At 59.8% G+C, this 14,428-nt stretch carries 16 protein-coding genes; 14 read left to right on the plus strand and 2 right to left on the minus strand.

Annotated elements, in window-relative coordinates:
* Window positions 1–38: 38 nt before the first annotated feature.
* The 14 genes from N2601_RS33060 (at window position 39) to N2601_RS33125 (ending at window position 12,359) form a co-directional block, all read left to right on the plus strand.
* The gene (locus N2601_RS33060; RefSeq protein ID WP_260306113.1) at window positions 39–722 is read left to right on the plus strand and encodes a B3/B4 domain-containing protein; all 684 of its coding nucleotides are present in this window, start codon (window positions 39–41) and stop codon (window positions 720–722) included.
* A gap of 181 nt (window positions 723–903) precedes the next feature.
* On the plus strand, window positions 904–1,686 hold the full coding sequence (locus N2601_RS33065) for an ABC transporter ATP-binding protein (protein ID WP_260305897.1): 783 nt from the start codon (window positions 904–906) through the stop codon (window positions 1,684–1,686).
* Between the two features lie 31 nt (window positions 1,687–1,717).
* Window positions 1,718–2,479, plus strand: coding sequence for a transporter substrate-binding domain-containing protein (locus N2601_RS33070; RefSeq protein ID WP_260305898.1), 762 nt, complete (start codon window positions 1,718–1,720; stop codon window positions 2,477–2,479).
* A gap of 64 nt (window positions 2,480–2,543) precedes the next feature.
* Window positions 2,544–3,266, plus strand: a complete 723-nt coding sequence (locus N2601_RS33075; protein ID WP_260305899.1) for an ABC transporter permease — start codon at window positions 2,544–2,546, stop codon at window positions 3,264–3,266.
* Window positions 3,267–3,275: 9 nt separating this feature from the next.
* Window positions 3,276–3,965 (plus strand): ABC transporter permease, encoded by a 690-nt coding sequence (locus N2601_RS33080; protein WP_260305900.1) that lies wholly within the window; start codon window positions 3,276–3,278, stop codon window positions 3,963–3,965.
* A 37-nt stretch (window positions 3,966–4,002) separates the two neighbouring features.
* Window positions 4,003–5,208: a trans-sulfuration enzyme family protein gene (locus N2601_RS33085; protein WP_260306114.1), complete on the plus strand. Its 1,206-nt coding sequence runs from the start codon at window positions 4,003–4,005 to the stop codon at window positions 5,206–5,208.
* Between the two features lie 82 nt (window positions 5,209–5,290).
* On the plus strand, window positions 5,291–5,608 hold the full coding sequence (locus N2601_RS33090; protein WP_260305901.1) for a DMT family transporter: 318 nt from the start codon (window positions 5,291–5,293) through the stop codon (window positions 5,606–5,608).
* A 72-nt stretch (window positions 5,609–5,680) separates the two neighbouring features.
* On the plus strand, window positions 5,681–5,965 hold the full coding sequence (locus tag N2601_RS33095) for a LysR family transcriptional regulator (protein WP_260305903.1): 285 nt from the start codon (window positions 5,681–5,683) through the stop codon (window positions 5,963–5,965).
* Between the two features lie 305 nt (window positions 5,966–6,270).
* The gene (locus N2601_RS33100; RefSeq protein WP_260305904.1) at window positions 6,271–7,332 is read left to right on the plus strand and encodes a homoserine dehydrogenase; all 1,062 of its coding nucleotides are present in this window, start codon (window positions 6,271–6,273) and stop codon (window positions 7,330–7,332) included.
* On the plus strand, window positions 7,332–8,750 hold the full coding sequence (locus tag N2601_RS33105) for an aldehyde dehydrogenase family protein (RefSeq protein ID WP_260306115.1): 1,419 nt from the start codon (window positions 7,332–7,334) through the stop codon (window positions 8,748–8,750). The genes N2601_RS33100 and N2601_RS33105 overlap by 1 nt, the downstream gene beginning before the upstream one ends.
* A gap of 41 nt (window positions 8,751–8,791) precedes the next feature.
* Window positions 8,792–9,670 carry a 4-hydroxy-tetrahydrodipicolinate synthase gene (gene dapA / locus N2601_RS33110; protein WP_260305905.1) on the plus strand — a complete coding sequence of 293 codons (879 nt, stop codon included), beginning with the start codon at window positions 8,792–8,794 and terminating at the stop codon, window positions 9,668–9,670.
* 13 nt (window positions 9,671–9,683) lie between these two features.
* Window positions 9,684–11,111 (plus strand): aspartate ammonia-lyase, encoded by a 1,428-nt coding sequence (locus N2601_RS33115; RefSeq protein WP_260305906.1) that lies wholly within the window; start codon window positions 9,684–9,686, stop codon window positions 11,109–11,111.
* A 1-nt stretch (window position 11,112) separates the two neighbouring features.
* Window positions 11,113–11,898 (plus strand): phosphotransferase, encoded by a 786-nt coding sequence (locus N2601_RS33120; RefSeq protein ID WP_260305908.1) that lies wholly within the window; start codon window positions 11,113–11,115, stop codon window positions 11,896–11,898.
* 17 nt (window positions 11,899–11,915) lie between these two features.
* Entirely contained in the window at window positions 11,916–12,359 is a 444-nt protein-coding gene (locus N2601_RS33125; protein WP_260305910.1) for an Lrp/AsnC family transcriptional regulator, read from the plus strand.
* Between the two features lie 209 nt (window positions 12,360–12,568).
* Here N2601_RS33125 and purU read toward each other — a convergent pair whose 3' ends face one another.
* Both purU and N2601_RS33135 read right to left on the minus strand, forming a co-directional pair.
* Entirely contained in the window at window positions 12,569–13,453 is an 885-nt protein-coding gene (gene purU, locus N2601_RS33130; RefSeq protein ID WP_260305911.1) for a formyltetrahydrofolate deformylase, read from the minus strand.
* 37 nt (window positions 13,454–13,490) lie between these two features.
* The gene (locus N2601_RS33135; RefSeq protein WP_260305912.1) at window positions 13,491–14,420 is read right to left on the minus strand and encodes an electron transfer flavoprotein subunit alpha/FixB family protein; all 930 of its coding nucleotides are present in this window, start codon (window positions 14,418–14,420) and stop codon (window positions 13,491–13,493) included.
* Window positions 14,421–14,428: the final 8 nt, after the last annotated feature.

The following is a 14,428-nucleotide window of genomic DNA, read 5'->3' on the forward strand; positions in this document are numbered from 1 at the left end:
TATAGACTAAATCGGTCAATGAGAGCTAGTGGGTGAAAATGGATTTTGTGATCATCGACAACGAGATCGCGGGGATCGCGCCGGATTTTCGCGCAGTCAGCATTCTCGTTGATGCGACCAATGCCACATCGGGCACGATGGCCCGACAGGTCCTGGAAGAGGCATGCGATTTCGTTCGAAATGGCGGCCCTCCATGGAGCGAGGCCCACCTCGCCAGCTGGGCGGACGTCTATTCGAAGTTTGGCGCAAAGCCGAACAGGACGCCGTGTTCGGCGCAGGCGCTCAGGAAGCGTGTGGAGAAGGACGGACGGATCCCAGCGATCAATCCGCTTGTCGACCTCTACAACGCAGTCAGCCTTCGTTACGCGATCCCGGTTGGCGGCGAAAACTTCGATGCCTATGTCGGAAACCCGCGGCTGACCGTGGCTGATGGAAATGAAGAATTCGACACGGTCATGAACGGCGAGCGAGTTATCGAGAACCCTTCAAAGGGCGAGGTCATCTGGAGAGACGACCTCGGCGTAACCTGCCGTCGCTGGAATTGGCGGCAGGGAACGCGAACCCGCCTGGACGCTGTAGGCGGCCGGATGTGGTTCATTCTCGAAAGCCTGGGAACAATGTCCGAGGATGCACTGGATGGGGCAGCCGACATGCTCGTCGCTGGTCTCAGACAACTTGCACCGGGATGTGAGATTCTGAGGCAGAAAGTCAGCCCCGGCTGATCGAGGCGAACGGAACCCGGATAGGGTCAAGACAGATCACCTGCGGCGCGTGGCCGCCGGAACGACTGTCCTTGGGCGGCGACCAACGGAAGACGACACGTTTTTGCGCTGCATAACGCGGCGATGGCGGAGCTATGCCTGCGGAGGAGCAGGCGCTGCCGCATAGCATTGGGAGGATTACATGCGCCTAGAAGCTGCCAAGCCCGCTCTTGTGGTCAAGGACGTCCATAAGAGTTACGGAACGCTCAAGGTTCTGAAGGGGATCTCTCTTGAGGCCTCGAAAGGTGACGTCGTTTCGATCATCGGGTCCTCGGGCTCCGGAAAGAGCACGTTTCTTCGCTGCATTAACTTCCTCGAAATTCCCGATCAGGGAAGCTTTCATATCAACGGCGAGGATGTGGAATTCCGCACGGGCCGCGACGGGAAATCCCACCCATCCAATCCGCGTCAAATCGAACGCCTGCGCAGTGGTCTTGGCATGGTGTTCCAGAGCTTCAATCTCTGGCCGCACATGACGATCCTTCAAAATGTCATCGAAGCGCCGGTGCATGTGCTGAAGGTCGATCGGAAGACTGCAATCGAGAAAGCCGAAGCGCTGCTCGCCAAGGTCGGCCTTTATGAAAAGCGTGCCTCCTATCCTGCATTTCTCTCCGGCGGACAACAGCAGCGCGCGTCGATTGCCCGCGCGCTCTGCGTAGACCCCGCCGTGATGCTCTTCGATGAGCCAACCTCGGCCCTTGATCCTGAACTCGTCGGCGAGGTGCTGAAGGTCATCCGCGGCCTAGCGGACGAAGGCCGCACGATGATCATGGTGACCCACGAGATGAAATTCGCACGCGATGTCTCCACGCGCGTCATGTTTTTGCACCAGGGCCAGGTGGAGGAGGTCGGTCCTCCTTCTCAAGTCTTCGGCGCACCCACGAGCGCTCGCTGCAAGGAGTTCATTGCAGCTGGTTCGCACTGACCACAAACCCAATAGCAACAGGGGAACTGATATGAAGCACTGGGGTAAAGCACTTATCCTGGCAGCAATGATGCTTGCCGGAAACGCACAGGCCGAAATCCGTTTCGGCATCGTGAACGAAGCCTATCCGCCCTACACCACCAAGGACGCATCCGGAAAATCAGTCGGCTGGGAAATCGATCTGATGGATGCCGTCTGCGCGGAACTGAAGGAAAAATGCACCATCGTCGACGTTGCCTGGGATGGCCTGATTCCGGCTCTCGAGAGCAATAAGATCGACGTCATCTGGTCGTCGATGTCGATCACCGACGAGCGCAAGAAGCGCATCGATTTCACCGACAAGTACTACTCGTCCCTCGCCAGCATGGTTGGCCCGAAAGACGGCGTGCTCGGCGTCGGACCCGAGCAGCTGAAAGGCAAGACCGTCGGCATCGCCGTTTCGACGACGCAGTCGGCCTATTTCAAGAAGCACTTCGCAGATATCGCGACCGAGAAGAGCTATGCGACGGTCGATGAAGCCTACCAGGATTTGTCCGCGGGGCGGATCGACTACAGCTTCTCCGATACGGGTCCGCTCAAGGAGTTCCTGAAAACCGATCTCGGCAAGGAGTGCTGCGAGTTCAAGGGAACCGTGCCCGCGGATGACGCCGTCCTCGGCGCCGGTGTCGGAGGCGGCGTCCGCAAGGGTGACAACGAACTGCGGGAAAAGCTGAACGGCGCCATCAAGGCCATCCGCGCCAACGGCAAATATGCCGAGTTCAACAAGAAGTACTTCGACTACGACCCCTATTGATCGCCGGATCGATCCCGGCTTGCCAGATCATGGCAAGCCGGGCACCACGCTTGGAAGGCTTCCCATGAACTCGTCGACATCAATTTTCGAACTCCTCGCCGTTTCGCCTCCCGGCTGGGGCGGCGTGCTGCTGACCGGGGCGCTCGCGACCTTATTCATTTCTTTTGGGGCCTACCTTGTAGGAATGGTCCTTGGGTTGTTTGGGGCGCTCGGAAAGCTCAGCGGAATACAGACGGTCCGCTTCGCCTTGGACAGCTATACGACGGTGGTCCGGGCCGTTCCGGAGCTCGTCCTCATCGTCGCCCTCTACTACGCCGGCACCAACGGGCTGAACCGCGTTCTGTCCTGGGCCGGAATCGGACCGATCGAAGTGAATGGCCTCGTCGTCGCCATCGCCGTCTTGGGGTTCGTGCAAGGGGCCTATATGACCGAGGTCCTTCGAGGCGCGATCGTTTCGATCCCGGTGGGCCAACTCGAAGCCGCCAAGGCGTTCGGCATGCGGCCAGCCTTGCGGTTTCGTCGGATCATCCTGCCATCCCTTATCCCCAACGCGCTGCCCGGGTTTGCCAATTTGTGGCTGTCGGTCATCAAGGACAGTGCCCTGATCGCGGTCGTTGGTTATCAGGAGCTGGCTCTGGCCGCGCGTGTCGCAGCGAGCAACACCAAGCAGTACATGCTGTTCTTCCTGGCCGCGGCCGCGCTCTACCTGGCAATCACGATCATCTCCAATCTGCTCTTTACTGCGCTCGAAGCTCACTTCCGCCGCGGCCAGCGACCCATACACTAGGAGGCCGACATGGATTTCAGTTGGATCATTCCCTACCGCGAACTCCTGCTTCATGGCGCACTGCTCACCTGCGTGCTGCTGGTGATCTCGGTCGTGCTTGGCTTTGGTATCGCAATTGTCCTTGCGATCGCTCAAGTCGGTAAAAACCGGATCCTCAAGGGCCTCGCCAAGAGCTATTGCACGTTTTTCCGGGGAACCCCTCTCCTGATCCAACTCTGGCTGATCTACTACGGCTTTGGCTCCTACCTGCCTCACATCCCGGGCCTTCGGGGAAGCTTCCTGTGGCCGATCATGCGCGAAGGGATTTTCTTTGCAGCGGTCGCTCTAACCCTCAACTTCGCGGCCTATCAGGGGGAAATTCTGAGAGGAACGCTTCTTGCCGTTCCCAAGGGCGAACTAGAAGCCGCAAAGGCGGCAGGAATGCGTCCTGGCATGGTGCTCCGCCGGATCTGGCTGCCAAGAGCGATCCGCATTGGTCTTCCGACCTTTGCCGGAGAAGTCATCCTTCAGCTGAAGGCGACACCGATCGTGTTCTCCGTGACCGTCATGGACCTTTACGGCGCTGCTTACAAAATCCGCCAAGATACCCTTCTTGTTTATGAGCCCTTGATGCTCGTGGCAGCGTTTTATGTGACCCTGACCTTCATCATTACCCAGATCTTCCAGCGTTTCGAGAACGCCCTTCCGACGCGCCGCTAAACCACCCGTGATCAGCAACAAACTGAAAGCCAAGACCATGCCAAATCCGGACAAACATTCCCTCTCGTCCCTCTCCTTCGCCACGCTGGCCGTGCACGGTGGCAATGAGACCGACAAGACCTCGGGCGCAATCCGCACCCCGATCGTCATGGCGAATTCCTATGCCCTGCCCTATGACCCCTCGACGATGGACTGGTCGGATACCGAGGAGCCTTCCTATACACGCAACTCCGGACACAACCAGATTTGCCTGCAGCGCAAACTGGCTGCGATGGAAGGCGGCGAAGATGCCGCCGTCTTCGCAACCGGTGTCGCGGCGTTGCACGCCGTGTTCTTCACGTTCCTGAAATCCGGCGATCACGTCATCGTCGGCGACGTCACCTATGAGGCCGTCTGGAGACTGTTCGCCGAACTCTTGCCCCAGCGCTACAATATCGAGGCAACCTTCGTCGATATGGGCGATATGGAGGCTGTTCGGGCAGCTGTGCGCCCAAATACCAAGCTCATTCACACAGAAACGGTCGCAAACCCCACCACAAAGGTCGCCGATATCGCCTCTCTCGTTTCGATCGCCAAGAAGGCGGGCGCGCTGCTGTCAGTCGACTCGACCTTCACCCCACCACCGTTCTTCCGTCCGCTCGAGCTCGGCGTTGACCTCGTCATCCACTCGTTGACGAAGTACATCAACGGCCACGGCGACGCGATGGGCGGTGTCGTGATCGGCTCCAAGAAGCTCGTTCACCACATCAAGGCCGACGCGCTCGTCGATCTCGGCGGCACGATCTCCCCATTCAACGCATGGCTGATTATGCGCGGCTCGGTCACGCTCCCCCTCAGACTAAAGCAGCAGTTCTCGACGGCCGAAATCGTCGCCAGATACCTCGAGAACGAGAAGCGCCTGGCTTTCGTCACCTATCCGGGTCTTGAGAGCCATGATCAGCATGCCCTCGCCAAGGCGCAGTTCGGCGGCAAGGGTTATGGGGCGATGATGGCGTTCGCCGTCGATGGCGATCCTGACACCCAGAACCGCTTTGTTTCGAACCTGAAGGTCATCACGTCCGCCGTGTCGCTCGGCCACGACGAGACTCTCATCGTCCATGTCGGCGGCGGCGGGCGCGGCGGCGCTGAGAGGTATCCGTTGAACTTCCAGAAGTTCGGCCATTTGCGTCTGTCGATCGGCCTGGAAGACCCCGAAGACCTCATCGCCGACATCAGGAATGCACTCGGCCTTACGTTTGCGTGAAACGCCAACCCTTGGTGACGGGATCGGCCCCTGCTGGGGACCCTTCCCTGCCGATGGATTCAATCATCCGGAAGAAAAAAACATGTATTGGTTCGTGCTCTTCGTCGCAGGGCTTCTTGAGGTCGTCTGGGCCTATTCCATGAAACGCTCAGAGGGTTTCACAATCCTCGTCCCGTCCGCCGTTACGGTTGGGGCCATGATTGCCAGCGGCGTGCTATTATCCTTCGCCATGAGGGTCCTGCCGCTCGGCACCGCATATACGGTCTGGACGGGGATCGGCGCGGTCGGCTCGTTCGCGGTGGGTCTGGCCGTCCTCGGAGAGCCCGCGGCGCCGATGCGCATTGCTGCCGCCGCCCTGATTGTCGCGGGCATCCTGATGATGAAGCTGTCGAGCGCCTGAACCTCGGAGCCGATGCGCGGAAATCGACGGCGCCAAGAATGACGGGCATCTACACATTGACGGATACAGCCTATGTTGAATTACCTGGCTCTCGAGGCCCTCGACGCGGTCATTCGAACCGGAAGCTTCGAAAAAGCCGCGATAGCTCTGAGTATAACCGCGTCAGCCGTATCTCAGCGGATCGCCAAGCTGGAGAGGCATGTTTCCGCGCGTCTGATCGTCCGCGGAACCCCTTGCAAGGCGACCGATGAGGGAGCCATCCTGATAAAACACCTCGAGAAGGTTCGGTTGATGGAACGCGAACTAGCGACTTACGCGCCTGAGATCGCCTCTCTGTTGCAAGCCGGAGATAGATAGTCACAGGGTTTTCTTTTATGAAATCAGGCAATCCTTCTCGAAGAGCCTTTCCCCGCCACGTAGCAGACCGCGTAATCTGAGCCCTCAAATGCACCGCGCCCAGGACACCTCCGGGCCACTCGACCCGAGGTGTTCGCTTGTCGATGCGCGGGGCGGCTTCCTGCAATTGGCGATCAGCACAGCAGCCGGCAATGCAAACCGGATCAAAATTGCGCAAAATGCTCCGTCATTTGGTCCAAATGTCTCGTTCCGACAGTGCAGGTTGCCCGTCACTATCGCGTCATTTCAAACACCGGAGGACAACCATGACAGTCTACAATATCGCACTCATCGGCTTTGGCGGCGTCAACCGCGCACTCGCGGAATTGATCGCTGCGAAGAACCAGCTTTGGGAACGGGATCTCGGCTTCCGTTTGAACATCGTAGCCGTCAGTGACCTGTACCTTGGGTCTGTCATCTCCCCGAACGGTCTGGACGCAAAGACCCTCGTTGAATCCAAGTTCGCCAGGGGTGGTTTCGGCCAACTCTCCGGCGGGAATGCCGAAGCCGACAATGAAGCTGTCATAAAGGCCGCTCCGGCTGACATCATCGTCGAAGCAACTTTCACCAACCCAAAGGACGGCGAGCCCGCCGTTTCGCATTGCCGCTGGGCTCTCGAAGGCGGAAAGCACGTCGTCACAACCAACAAGGGTCCGGTCGCGATCGCGGCGCAAGAACTCAAGGCCCTTGGGAAGAAAAACGGTGTGCGCTTCGAATACGAAGGTTCGGTCATGAGCGGCACCCCGGTCATCCGCATGGCAGAGAAGACCCTGGCAGGCGCCGAGCTGAAGGGTTTTGAAGGCATCCTCAACGGAACGTCGAACTTTGTTCTCGGCCGCATGGAGACAGGCATGGACTTCTCCGCCGCGGTCAAGGAAGCCCAGGAACTCGGTTATGCCGAAGCCGACCCGACCGCCGATGTCGAGGGCTTCGACGTGCGCCTCAAGGTCGTGATCCTCGCAAACGAACTGCTCGGCGCGCACCTCACGCCGGAAGACGTCACGCGCAAGGGCATTTCCGGCCTGACGGCCGCCGACATCGATGCCGCCACGAAGTCCGCAAGCCGTTGGAAGCTCATCGGTTCGGCTGTTCGCAACGCCGACGGTTCGGTGACTGGCAGCGTCGAGCCCAAGTGCCTTCCACTCGAGCATCCGCTCGCCGCAATCAGCGGTGCCACCAATGCCGTGTCCCTGAACACCGAGCTTCTCGGCTCCGTGACCGTTACCGGCCCGGGCGCCGGCCGGATCGAAACCGCCTACGCGCTCCTTTCCGATATCGTCGCGATCCACAACGCCGCCGGCGCGGTCCTGAAGAAGGAGGCCGCATGATGAAGAGCGCAGCCCGTTCAATTCAGCCGCAGGCAGACGCAATCGTCGTGCGCGACCCCTTCAGCGGAGCAACCCTTGGGTCGGTGACCGAGACGAGTGCGGACGCCGTTCCGCACCTGCTTGATCGCGCCAGGACCGGCGCCCGCGTCGCCCGCGCCCTGCCCCGCCACCAGCGCTCAGCCATCCTCGAAAAGGCCGCATCGCTGATAGCCGCCGACAAGGATGATTTCGCGACCCTGATTGTGCGTGAAGCCGGCAAGACCATCACCCAGGCGCGCAAGGAAGTCACCCGCTGCATCAATACGCTCAAGCTCTCGGCCGACGAAGCCAAGCGCAATGCGGGCGAGGTCATCCCGTTTGACTCCTATGCCGGCTCGGAATCGCGCCAGGGCTGGTACACCCGCGAACCCCTCGGTATCATTGCGGCCATCACGCCCTACAACGATCCCCTGAACCTCGTGGCCCACAAGCTCGGTCCGGCGGTCGCCGGCGGCAACGCGATCCTCCTGAAGCCATCGGAACTGACCCCGCTTTCGGCCATCAAACTGGTCGAAACCCTCATAACGGCCGGCCTTCCGGAAGACGTCATCACCGTTGCCATCGGCGGCGCCGAACTCGGCAAGGCGCTTGTCTCGGCAAAAGAGGTCCGCATGATCTCGTTCACCGGCGGCTTTGCCACGGGCGAGGCGATCTCGAAGAGCGCGGGCATCAAGAAGCTTGCCATGGACCTTGGCGGCAATGCCCCTGTCATCGTCATGGAGGATAGCGACTTCGACGCGGCCGTCGAGGGTTGCGTGTCGGGTGCCTACTGGGCTGCCGGCCAGAACTGCATCGGTACACAACGCATTCTGGTCCAGCGCCCGATCTATGAGCGTTTCCGCGACACCTTCGTCTCCCAGACGCTCAAGCTGAAGACCGGAAACCCCTTGGAGACAGACACCGATGTCGGCCCGATGATCACGGAAAGGGCCGTCGCCCGCGCCTGCGCAATGGTCGAGCGGGCACTCCAGGCAGGTGCCACCCTGCTCTGCGGTCACCTGCCTTCCGGCAATCTCTATCCGCCTACGGTTCTCGAAAACGTGCCCGCAACCTGCGATGCCTGGAGCGAGGAAGTGTTTGCACCGATCGTGATCCTAGAGCCGTTCGACAGCATCGAGGATGCCATCGCGCTTGCCAACAGCCCGGAATACAGCCTCCATGCGGGTATCTTCACCAACGATCTCGAAGATGCGCTCGACGCGGCTGATCGCATCGATGCGGGCGGTGTCATGATCAACGACTCCTCCGACTATCGCTTCGACGCGATGCCATTCGGCGGTTTCAAATATGGCAGCATGGGCCGCGAAGGCGTCCGCTTCGCCTATGAGGATATGACGCAGCCCAAGGTCGTGTGCATCAACAGGCTGAAGCGCTCGTAATCGTCGCCAGCAAAAGCCATCAGCATCTACGGAGTTTAAAGGTGTTCAAAGGTTCCATTACCGCGCTCGTCACGCCGTTTGCCGATGGCAAGGTCGATGAGGCTGCCTTGCGCAGCCTCATCGAATGGCAGATTTCTGAAGGATCTTCCGGCCTGGTGCCTTGCGGCACCACCGGGGAAAGTCCCACGCTGAGCCATGCCGAACATAAGCGGATTGTCGAAATCACCGTCGAGACGGCCAGGGGCCGTGTCCCCGTCATTGCCGGCGCAGGCTCCAACAGCACCGAGGAGGCGATCGATTTCGTCCGTCACGCCCAGCAGGCCGGCGCCGACGGGCTCCTGATCGTGGCGCCCTATTACAACAAGCCCACCCAGGGCGGCATCTACGAGCATTTCAAGGCAATCGATGCCGAAGCATCGCTTCCGGTCATCGTCTACAACATTCCCGGCCGAAGCGTCATCGACATTCAGGTCAAGACGCTCGCGCGCATCTACAACGACTGCAGACACGTCATCGGCGTGAAGGATGCGACCGGCAACATATTGCGACCGTCGCTCGAACGAATGGCGTGTGGCAAGGACTTCAATCTTCTGTCGGGCGAAGACGGTGCGGCACTCGGCTATATGGCCCATGGCGGACATGGCTGTATTTCAGTGACCTCGAACGTCGCGCCGCGCCTCTGCGCCGAGTTCCAGAGTGCCTGCCTTTCAGGCGACTACGCAAAAGCACTCGACCTGCAAGATCGGCTGATGCCGTTGCACCGCGCTCTCTTCATTGAAACGAGCCCGGCTGGCGCCAAATACGCGCTTTCGCGCCTGGGACGCATTCGGGCGGATCTGCGGCTTCCGCTCGTCGAGGTCAGTGAGCCCGTCAAAAGGGACATCGATGACGCCATGCGTCATGCCGGACTTTTCGCGTAAGGAGGCCGGCAAGATGACAGTCGAACGCATCGAAACCGATCTCATCGGACCGCTCTCCATCCCCGCAAACGTCCTTTACGGCGTTCACACCCGCCGGGCGGAACTCAATTTCGACGTTTCGGGCATGCGGCTCAAGGACTATCCCGAGCTCATCCAATCCATGGCGATGGTCAAGAAGGCCGCCGCCCTGGCGAATTTTGATCTCGGCCTCATGTCCGAGGACAAGTGCCGCGCCATTGCCGAGGCCTGCGACGATCTTATCGAGCTTAAGGAAATCGACGAGAACTTCCCCGTCGACATGATGCAGGGCGGTGCCGGCACGTCGACGAATATGAATGTCAATGAGGTGGTGACCAATATCGCTCTGCGCAAGCTGGGCGCCACCGTCGGCGACTATGCCACGCTTCATCCCAACGACCACGTCAATCTCTCCCAGTCCACCAACGACGTCTACCCGACCGCTCTGCGGCTGACGATCCTGCGGGCCTGCGAAGGGCTGATCGCATCTCAGGTCGACCTGCGGGATGCATTCCGCGCCAAGGCGTGTGAACACAAAAGTGCTTTGAAGGTCGGTCGCACCCAGTTGCAGGATGCGGTCCCTATGACCGTCGGGCAGGAGTTCGAGGCATTTTCGGAGCTGATCGACGAGGATATCGATCAGGTCAACGCGGTGTGCCGGTTGTTGAAGGAAGTGAACCTCGGAGGGTCTGCAATCGGAACATCCATCAATGTTCCGGCCGGCTTCACCAACGTCGCCTGCAATCATTTGAGCCGCGTGTCCGGCGTCCAGGTCGTTCCCGCGCGCAATCTCATTGAAGCCACATCCGATACCGGCGGATTTGTCTCGTTCTCCGGTGTCTTGAAGCGGATTGCCGTGAAACTGACGAAGATCTGCAACGACCTTCGCCTCCTCAGCAGCGGCCCGCGCGGCGGGTTTGGCGAAATCAGGCTGCCGCCGGTCCAGGCCGGTTCGTCGATCATGCCGGGAAAGGTCAATCCGGTCATACCCGAGATGATGAACCAAATCGGTTTCCAGGTAATCGGCAACGATTTGACCGTGACGATGGCGGCCAGTGCGGGACAGCTCCAGCTCAACGCCATGGAACCGGTTATCGTGCTCAACATCCTGCAGTCGATGCGGATGCTTACGCGGGGCATGGAGATCTTGCGGGTACGGTGCGTCGAAGGGATCGAAGTCGATGTCAATCGCTGCAAGTCGCTTCTCGACCAGTCGCTCGTTCTTGCGACCCCATTGGCGGTGCTGATCGGCTACAGCAAGGCGGCCGCACTTTCCAAAAAGGCGCTGGTAGAGAACCGCGCGCTACGCGAGGTGGTTGAGGAAGACGGTATTTTGACGCCAGGCGATGTGGAGCGTGTCTTCGAACGTGCCGCCGAATTCGCAGATATCACATTAAGCCCGTCGGGCACGCAAGGAAGATGAAATGGCTGTGTTCACCGAACTGTCAGACGCAGACAGCACCGCGATAGCATGCACGTATGCGATGGGGAAAATGCTGTCCGTGGTCGGTATTGCCAATGGCGACACCGAGACCACCTATCTGTTCCGCTCGGCGGCAGGCGAATTCATCGTCACCCTGTTTGAAAACGGTGCAGAACCGCTCGACCTTGATCAGGCATTCGACACGATGGATGCGCTTTATGCCAATGGCGTTCCCTGCCCGAAACCGCGACGAACAGTCGATGGACAGGCGACTTTCAATGCCGCGAACCGACTGGTCGCCGTCGTCGATTTTCTCCCTGGCTCCCCGACCAAGCGCGTCAGCATCGATCAATGCGAGGACCTCGGCCGGGTGATGGCCCAGATCCACACGACGCTTGCCCGAAAACGAAAGCGCAAGACGTCCGTCCTTCCGACGGGCTCCATCCATGGGGCACTTGTGCAAGACAACATCTTCTTCCTGGGAAAAGTAGTCAGCGGCGTCATCAATTTCCGGCTACGCCATGAAGATGTCCTGATTTCAGAGATCGCGGACGTTCTCATCCGCTGGACGCTCAATCTCACCGGCCAGATCGATCCGGACCTTGCCGGCGCAATTCTACGGGGTTACCAGGCGGTTCGTACGTTGACCGCTATCGAGAAAACAGCTTTACCGGGCTTTGTCCTTGCCTCCGCTGCCAGACATTACGCGGGTGGCGACGAACGACACCACCTGTTGGAGCCGGCGATTGCAGCCTATAAGTCCATGACGGCGGATATGTTCGACTAGCCAATGGTACCTCTTGCTTGACAAAATCTCTTGATCGCATCGACGAGCTCCTTCTGGCCGAATTGAAAGCCAACGCGCGGGCTTCGCACGCTGACCTGTCCGCGAAGGTCAACCTGTCGCGAAATGCAGTCAGGGTTCGCATCGAACGTCTGGAGCGCGACGGCTTTATCAAGGGATATACGATCATCACGGGCGATGGCGACGTCGGCCAGAACCTTACAACCGCCCTGATGTTCGTCTACCGGCACGATCGCATGCGCGGTGGCGATGTACTTCACGCCATGCGAAAGATTCCGGAAGTGGTCGCATGCGATGTCATGACGGGAGACTTCGACCTTGTCGTTCGCGTGGAGTCGGACAAGGCCGACCGCATTAGACAAATCTGGCAGCAGATCGCTGAAATGCCGGGGGTTCGAGATACATTGACCGCCTTTGCCCTCTCGTCCGTCATTCGCAAGTGAGGGAATCGCGACTGGGGAACCTAGCGATTCCCATGGTCTGATTCATTGCTGGCGGACTGAGCGGTCGCATAAAGACCAACCGCCTTGAAAGGATGGGAACCGTCGACCTTCAGATTGCGAGATATCGCTTGCGAAGAAAACCTGACCTCGCTCGCGGCCCGCCAAATCCTCAGACGCTTTCCGTCGATCACTGTCGCGATAGGCATGATTTACCCCATGCGTTCGGACGCGTATGAGCCTGGGCTTGCCGGGAAGACGATGGTGCGGTTGCCGTTGAGGAAGGTGCGGTAGTGGATGTGGGCATGGATGGCCCGCGCCAGCACCTGGCTTTCGACATCGCGGCCGATCGAGACATAATCCTCGGCCGACTGCGCATGCGTGATGCGGGCCGTGTCCTGCTCGATGATCGGACCTTCGTCGAGATCGCCGGTGACGTAATGTGCCGTCGCCCCGATCAGCTTCACGCCGCGCTCATAGGCCTGCTTGTAGGGATTGGCGCCCTTGAAGCTCGGCAGGAAGGAATGGTGGATGTTGATGATCTTGCCCGACATCTTCTTGCACAGCGCGTCCGACAGCACCTGCATGTAGCGGGCGAGCACGATCAGTTCGGTGCCGGTCTGCTCGACGAGGTCCAGCAGTTGCGCTTCGGCCTGCGGCTTGTTGTCCTTCGTCACCTTGATGTGGTGGAAGGGGATGTCGTGGTTGACGACCACCTTCTGGTAATCGAAATGGTTGGAGACGACGCCGACGATGTCGATCGGCAGCGCGCCGATCTTCCAGCGATACAGCAGGTCGTTGAGGCAATGGCCGAAGCGCGACACCATCAAGAGCACCTTCATGCGCTTCTGGGCATCATAGATCTCGGCATCCATCTCGAATTTCTCGGCGACCGGCTTGAAACCTTCGACCAGCGCCTCCTGCTTGACCCCTTCCTCGGAGATGAAGGAGACGCGCATGAAGAACTTGCCGGTGTCGAGATCGTCGAACTGGCTAGAATCGACGATGTTGCAGCCCTGCTCGGCCAGGTAATTCGAGATCGCCGCAACGATCCCCCGCGTCGACTTGCACGTCACTGTCAATACATAGCTCGTCATGATTGATCCAAGCTCCAATAGCCGGCCCAATGCCTGTTTACGACGCCTTTTGCAATTCCGGCAGCGCTTCGAAGAGGTCTGCGACGAGGCCGTAGTCGGCGATCTGGAAGATCGGGGCTTCCTCGTCCTTGTTGATGGCGACGATGACCTTCGAGTCCCTCATGCCGGCCAGATGCTGGATGGCGCCTGAGATGCCGGCGGCGATATAGAGCTGCGGCGCCACCACCTTGCCAGTCTGGCCGACCTGCCAGTCGTTCGGCGCATAGCCGGCATCGACGGCCGCACGGCTGGCGCCGACGGCGGCACCGAGTTTGTCGGCGACTGGAAGGATGACTTCCTTGAACTTCTCCGCCGAGCCGAGCGCTCGGCCGCCCGAGATGATAATCTTGGCGGAGGTCAGCTCCGGACGATCCGAGGACGACAGCGCGTCGCCGACGAAGGAAGACAGTGCCGGGTCGGCAGCCGCCGAGACCGTCTCGATCGCAGCCGAACCGCCTTCGGCAGCGGAGGCAAACGAGGCGGTGCGCACGGTGATGACCTTCTTGGCGTCAGTCGACTGCACCGTCTGGATGGCATTGCCGGCATAGATTGGCCGTTTGAAGGTGTCGGCGGAGACGACTTCGATGATTTCCGAAACCTGGGCGACATCGAGCAGGGCTGCGACCCGCGGCAGCACGTTCTTGCCGACCGAGGTGGCAGCGCCGATGATGGTGTCGTAGGAACCGGAAAGCGAAACGATCAGCGCCGCCAGCGGTTCGGCGAGATTGTTGGCAAGACTTGCATCCTCGGCAACCAGCACCTTGGAAACGCCGGAAAGCTTGGCGGCCTCGCCGGCCGCAGCCTGGACACCGACGCCGGCGACCAGCATATGAACATCGCCGCCGATCTTGGTGGCAGCCGTCAGCGCCTGGGCGGTCTGCTCGGAGAGGTGGGCATTGTCGTGATCAGCCAGAAGAAGAATGGCCATGATGTCTA

It is taken from the genome of Rhizobium sp. CB3060 (genome assembly GCF_025200735.1).
In the GTDB taxonomy this organism is placed as follows: Bacteria; Pseudomonadota; Alphaproteobacteria; order Rhizobiales; family Rhizobiaceae; genus Rhizobium.

Bases quoted from the DNA above. Each gene is read 5' to 3' on its own strand.
- N2601_RS33060 (WP_260306113.1), top strand. From the start codon at position 39: ATGGATTTTGTGATCATCGACAACGAGATCGCGGGGATCGCGCCGGAT.
- N2601_RS33065 (WP_260305897.1), top strand. From the start codon at position 904: ATGCGCCTAGAAGCTGCCAAGCCCGCTCTTGTGGTCAAGGACGTCCAT.
- N2601_RS33070 (WP_260305898.1), top strand. From the start codon at position 1,718: ATGAAGCACTGGGGTAAAGCACTTATCCTGGCAGCAATGATGCTTGCC.
- N2601_RS33075 (WP_260305899.1), top strand. From the start codon at position 2,544: ATGAACTCGTCGACATCAATTTTCGAACTCCTCGCCGTTTCGCCTCCC.
- N2601_RS33080 (WP_260305900.1), top strand. From the start codon at position 3,276: ATGGATTTCAGTTGGATCATTCCCTACCGCGAACTCCTGCTTCATGGC.
- N2601_RS33085 (WP_260306114.1), top strand. From the start codon at position 4,003: ATGCCAAATCCGGACAAACATTCCCTCTCGTCCCTCTCCTTCGCCACG.
- N2601_RS33090 (WP_260305901.1), top strand. From the start codon at position 5,291: ATGTATTGGTTCGTGCTCTTCGTCGCAGGGCTTCTTGAGGTCGTCTGG.
- N2601_RS33095 (WP_260305903.1), top strand. From the start codon at position 5,681: ATGTTGAATTACCTGGCTCTCGAGGCCCTCGACGCGGTCATTCGAACC.
- N2601_RS33100 (WP_260305904.1), top strand. From the start codon at position 6,271: ATGACAGTCTACAATATCGCACTCATCGGCTTTGGCGGCGTCAACCGC.
- N2601_RS33105 (WP_260306115.1), top strand. From the start codon at position 7,332: ATGAAGAGCGCAGCCCGTTCAATTCAGCCGCAGGCAGACGCAATCGTC.
- N2601_RS33115 (WP_260305906.1), top strand. From the start codon at position 9,684: ATGACAGTCGAACGCATCGAAACCGATCTCATCGGACCGCTCTCCATC.
- N2601_RS33120 (WP_260305908.1), top strand. From the start codon at position 11,113: ATGGCTGTGTTCACCGAACTGTCAGACGCAGACAGCACCGCGATAGCA.
- purU (WP_260305911.1), bottom strand. From the start codon at position 13,453: ATGACGAGCTATGTATTGACAGTGACGTGCAAGTCGACGCGGGGGATC.
- N2601_RS33135 (WP_260305912.1), bottom strand. From the start codon at position 14,420: ATGGCCATTCTTCTTCTGGCTGATCACGACAATGCCCACCTCTCCGAG.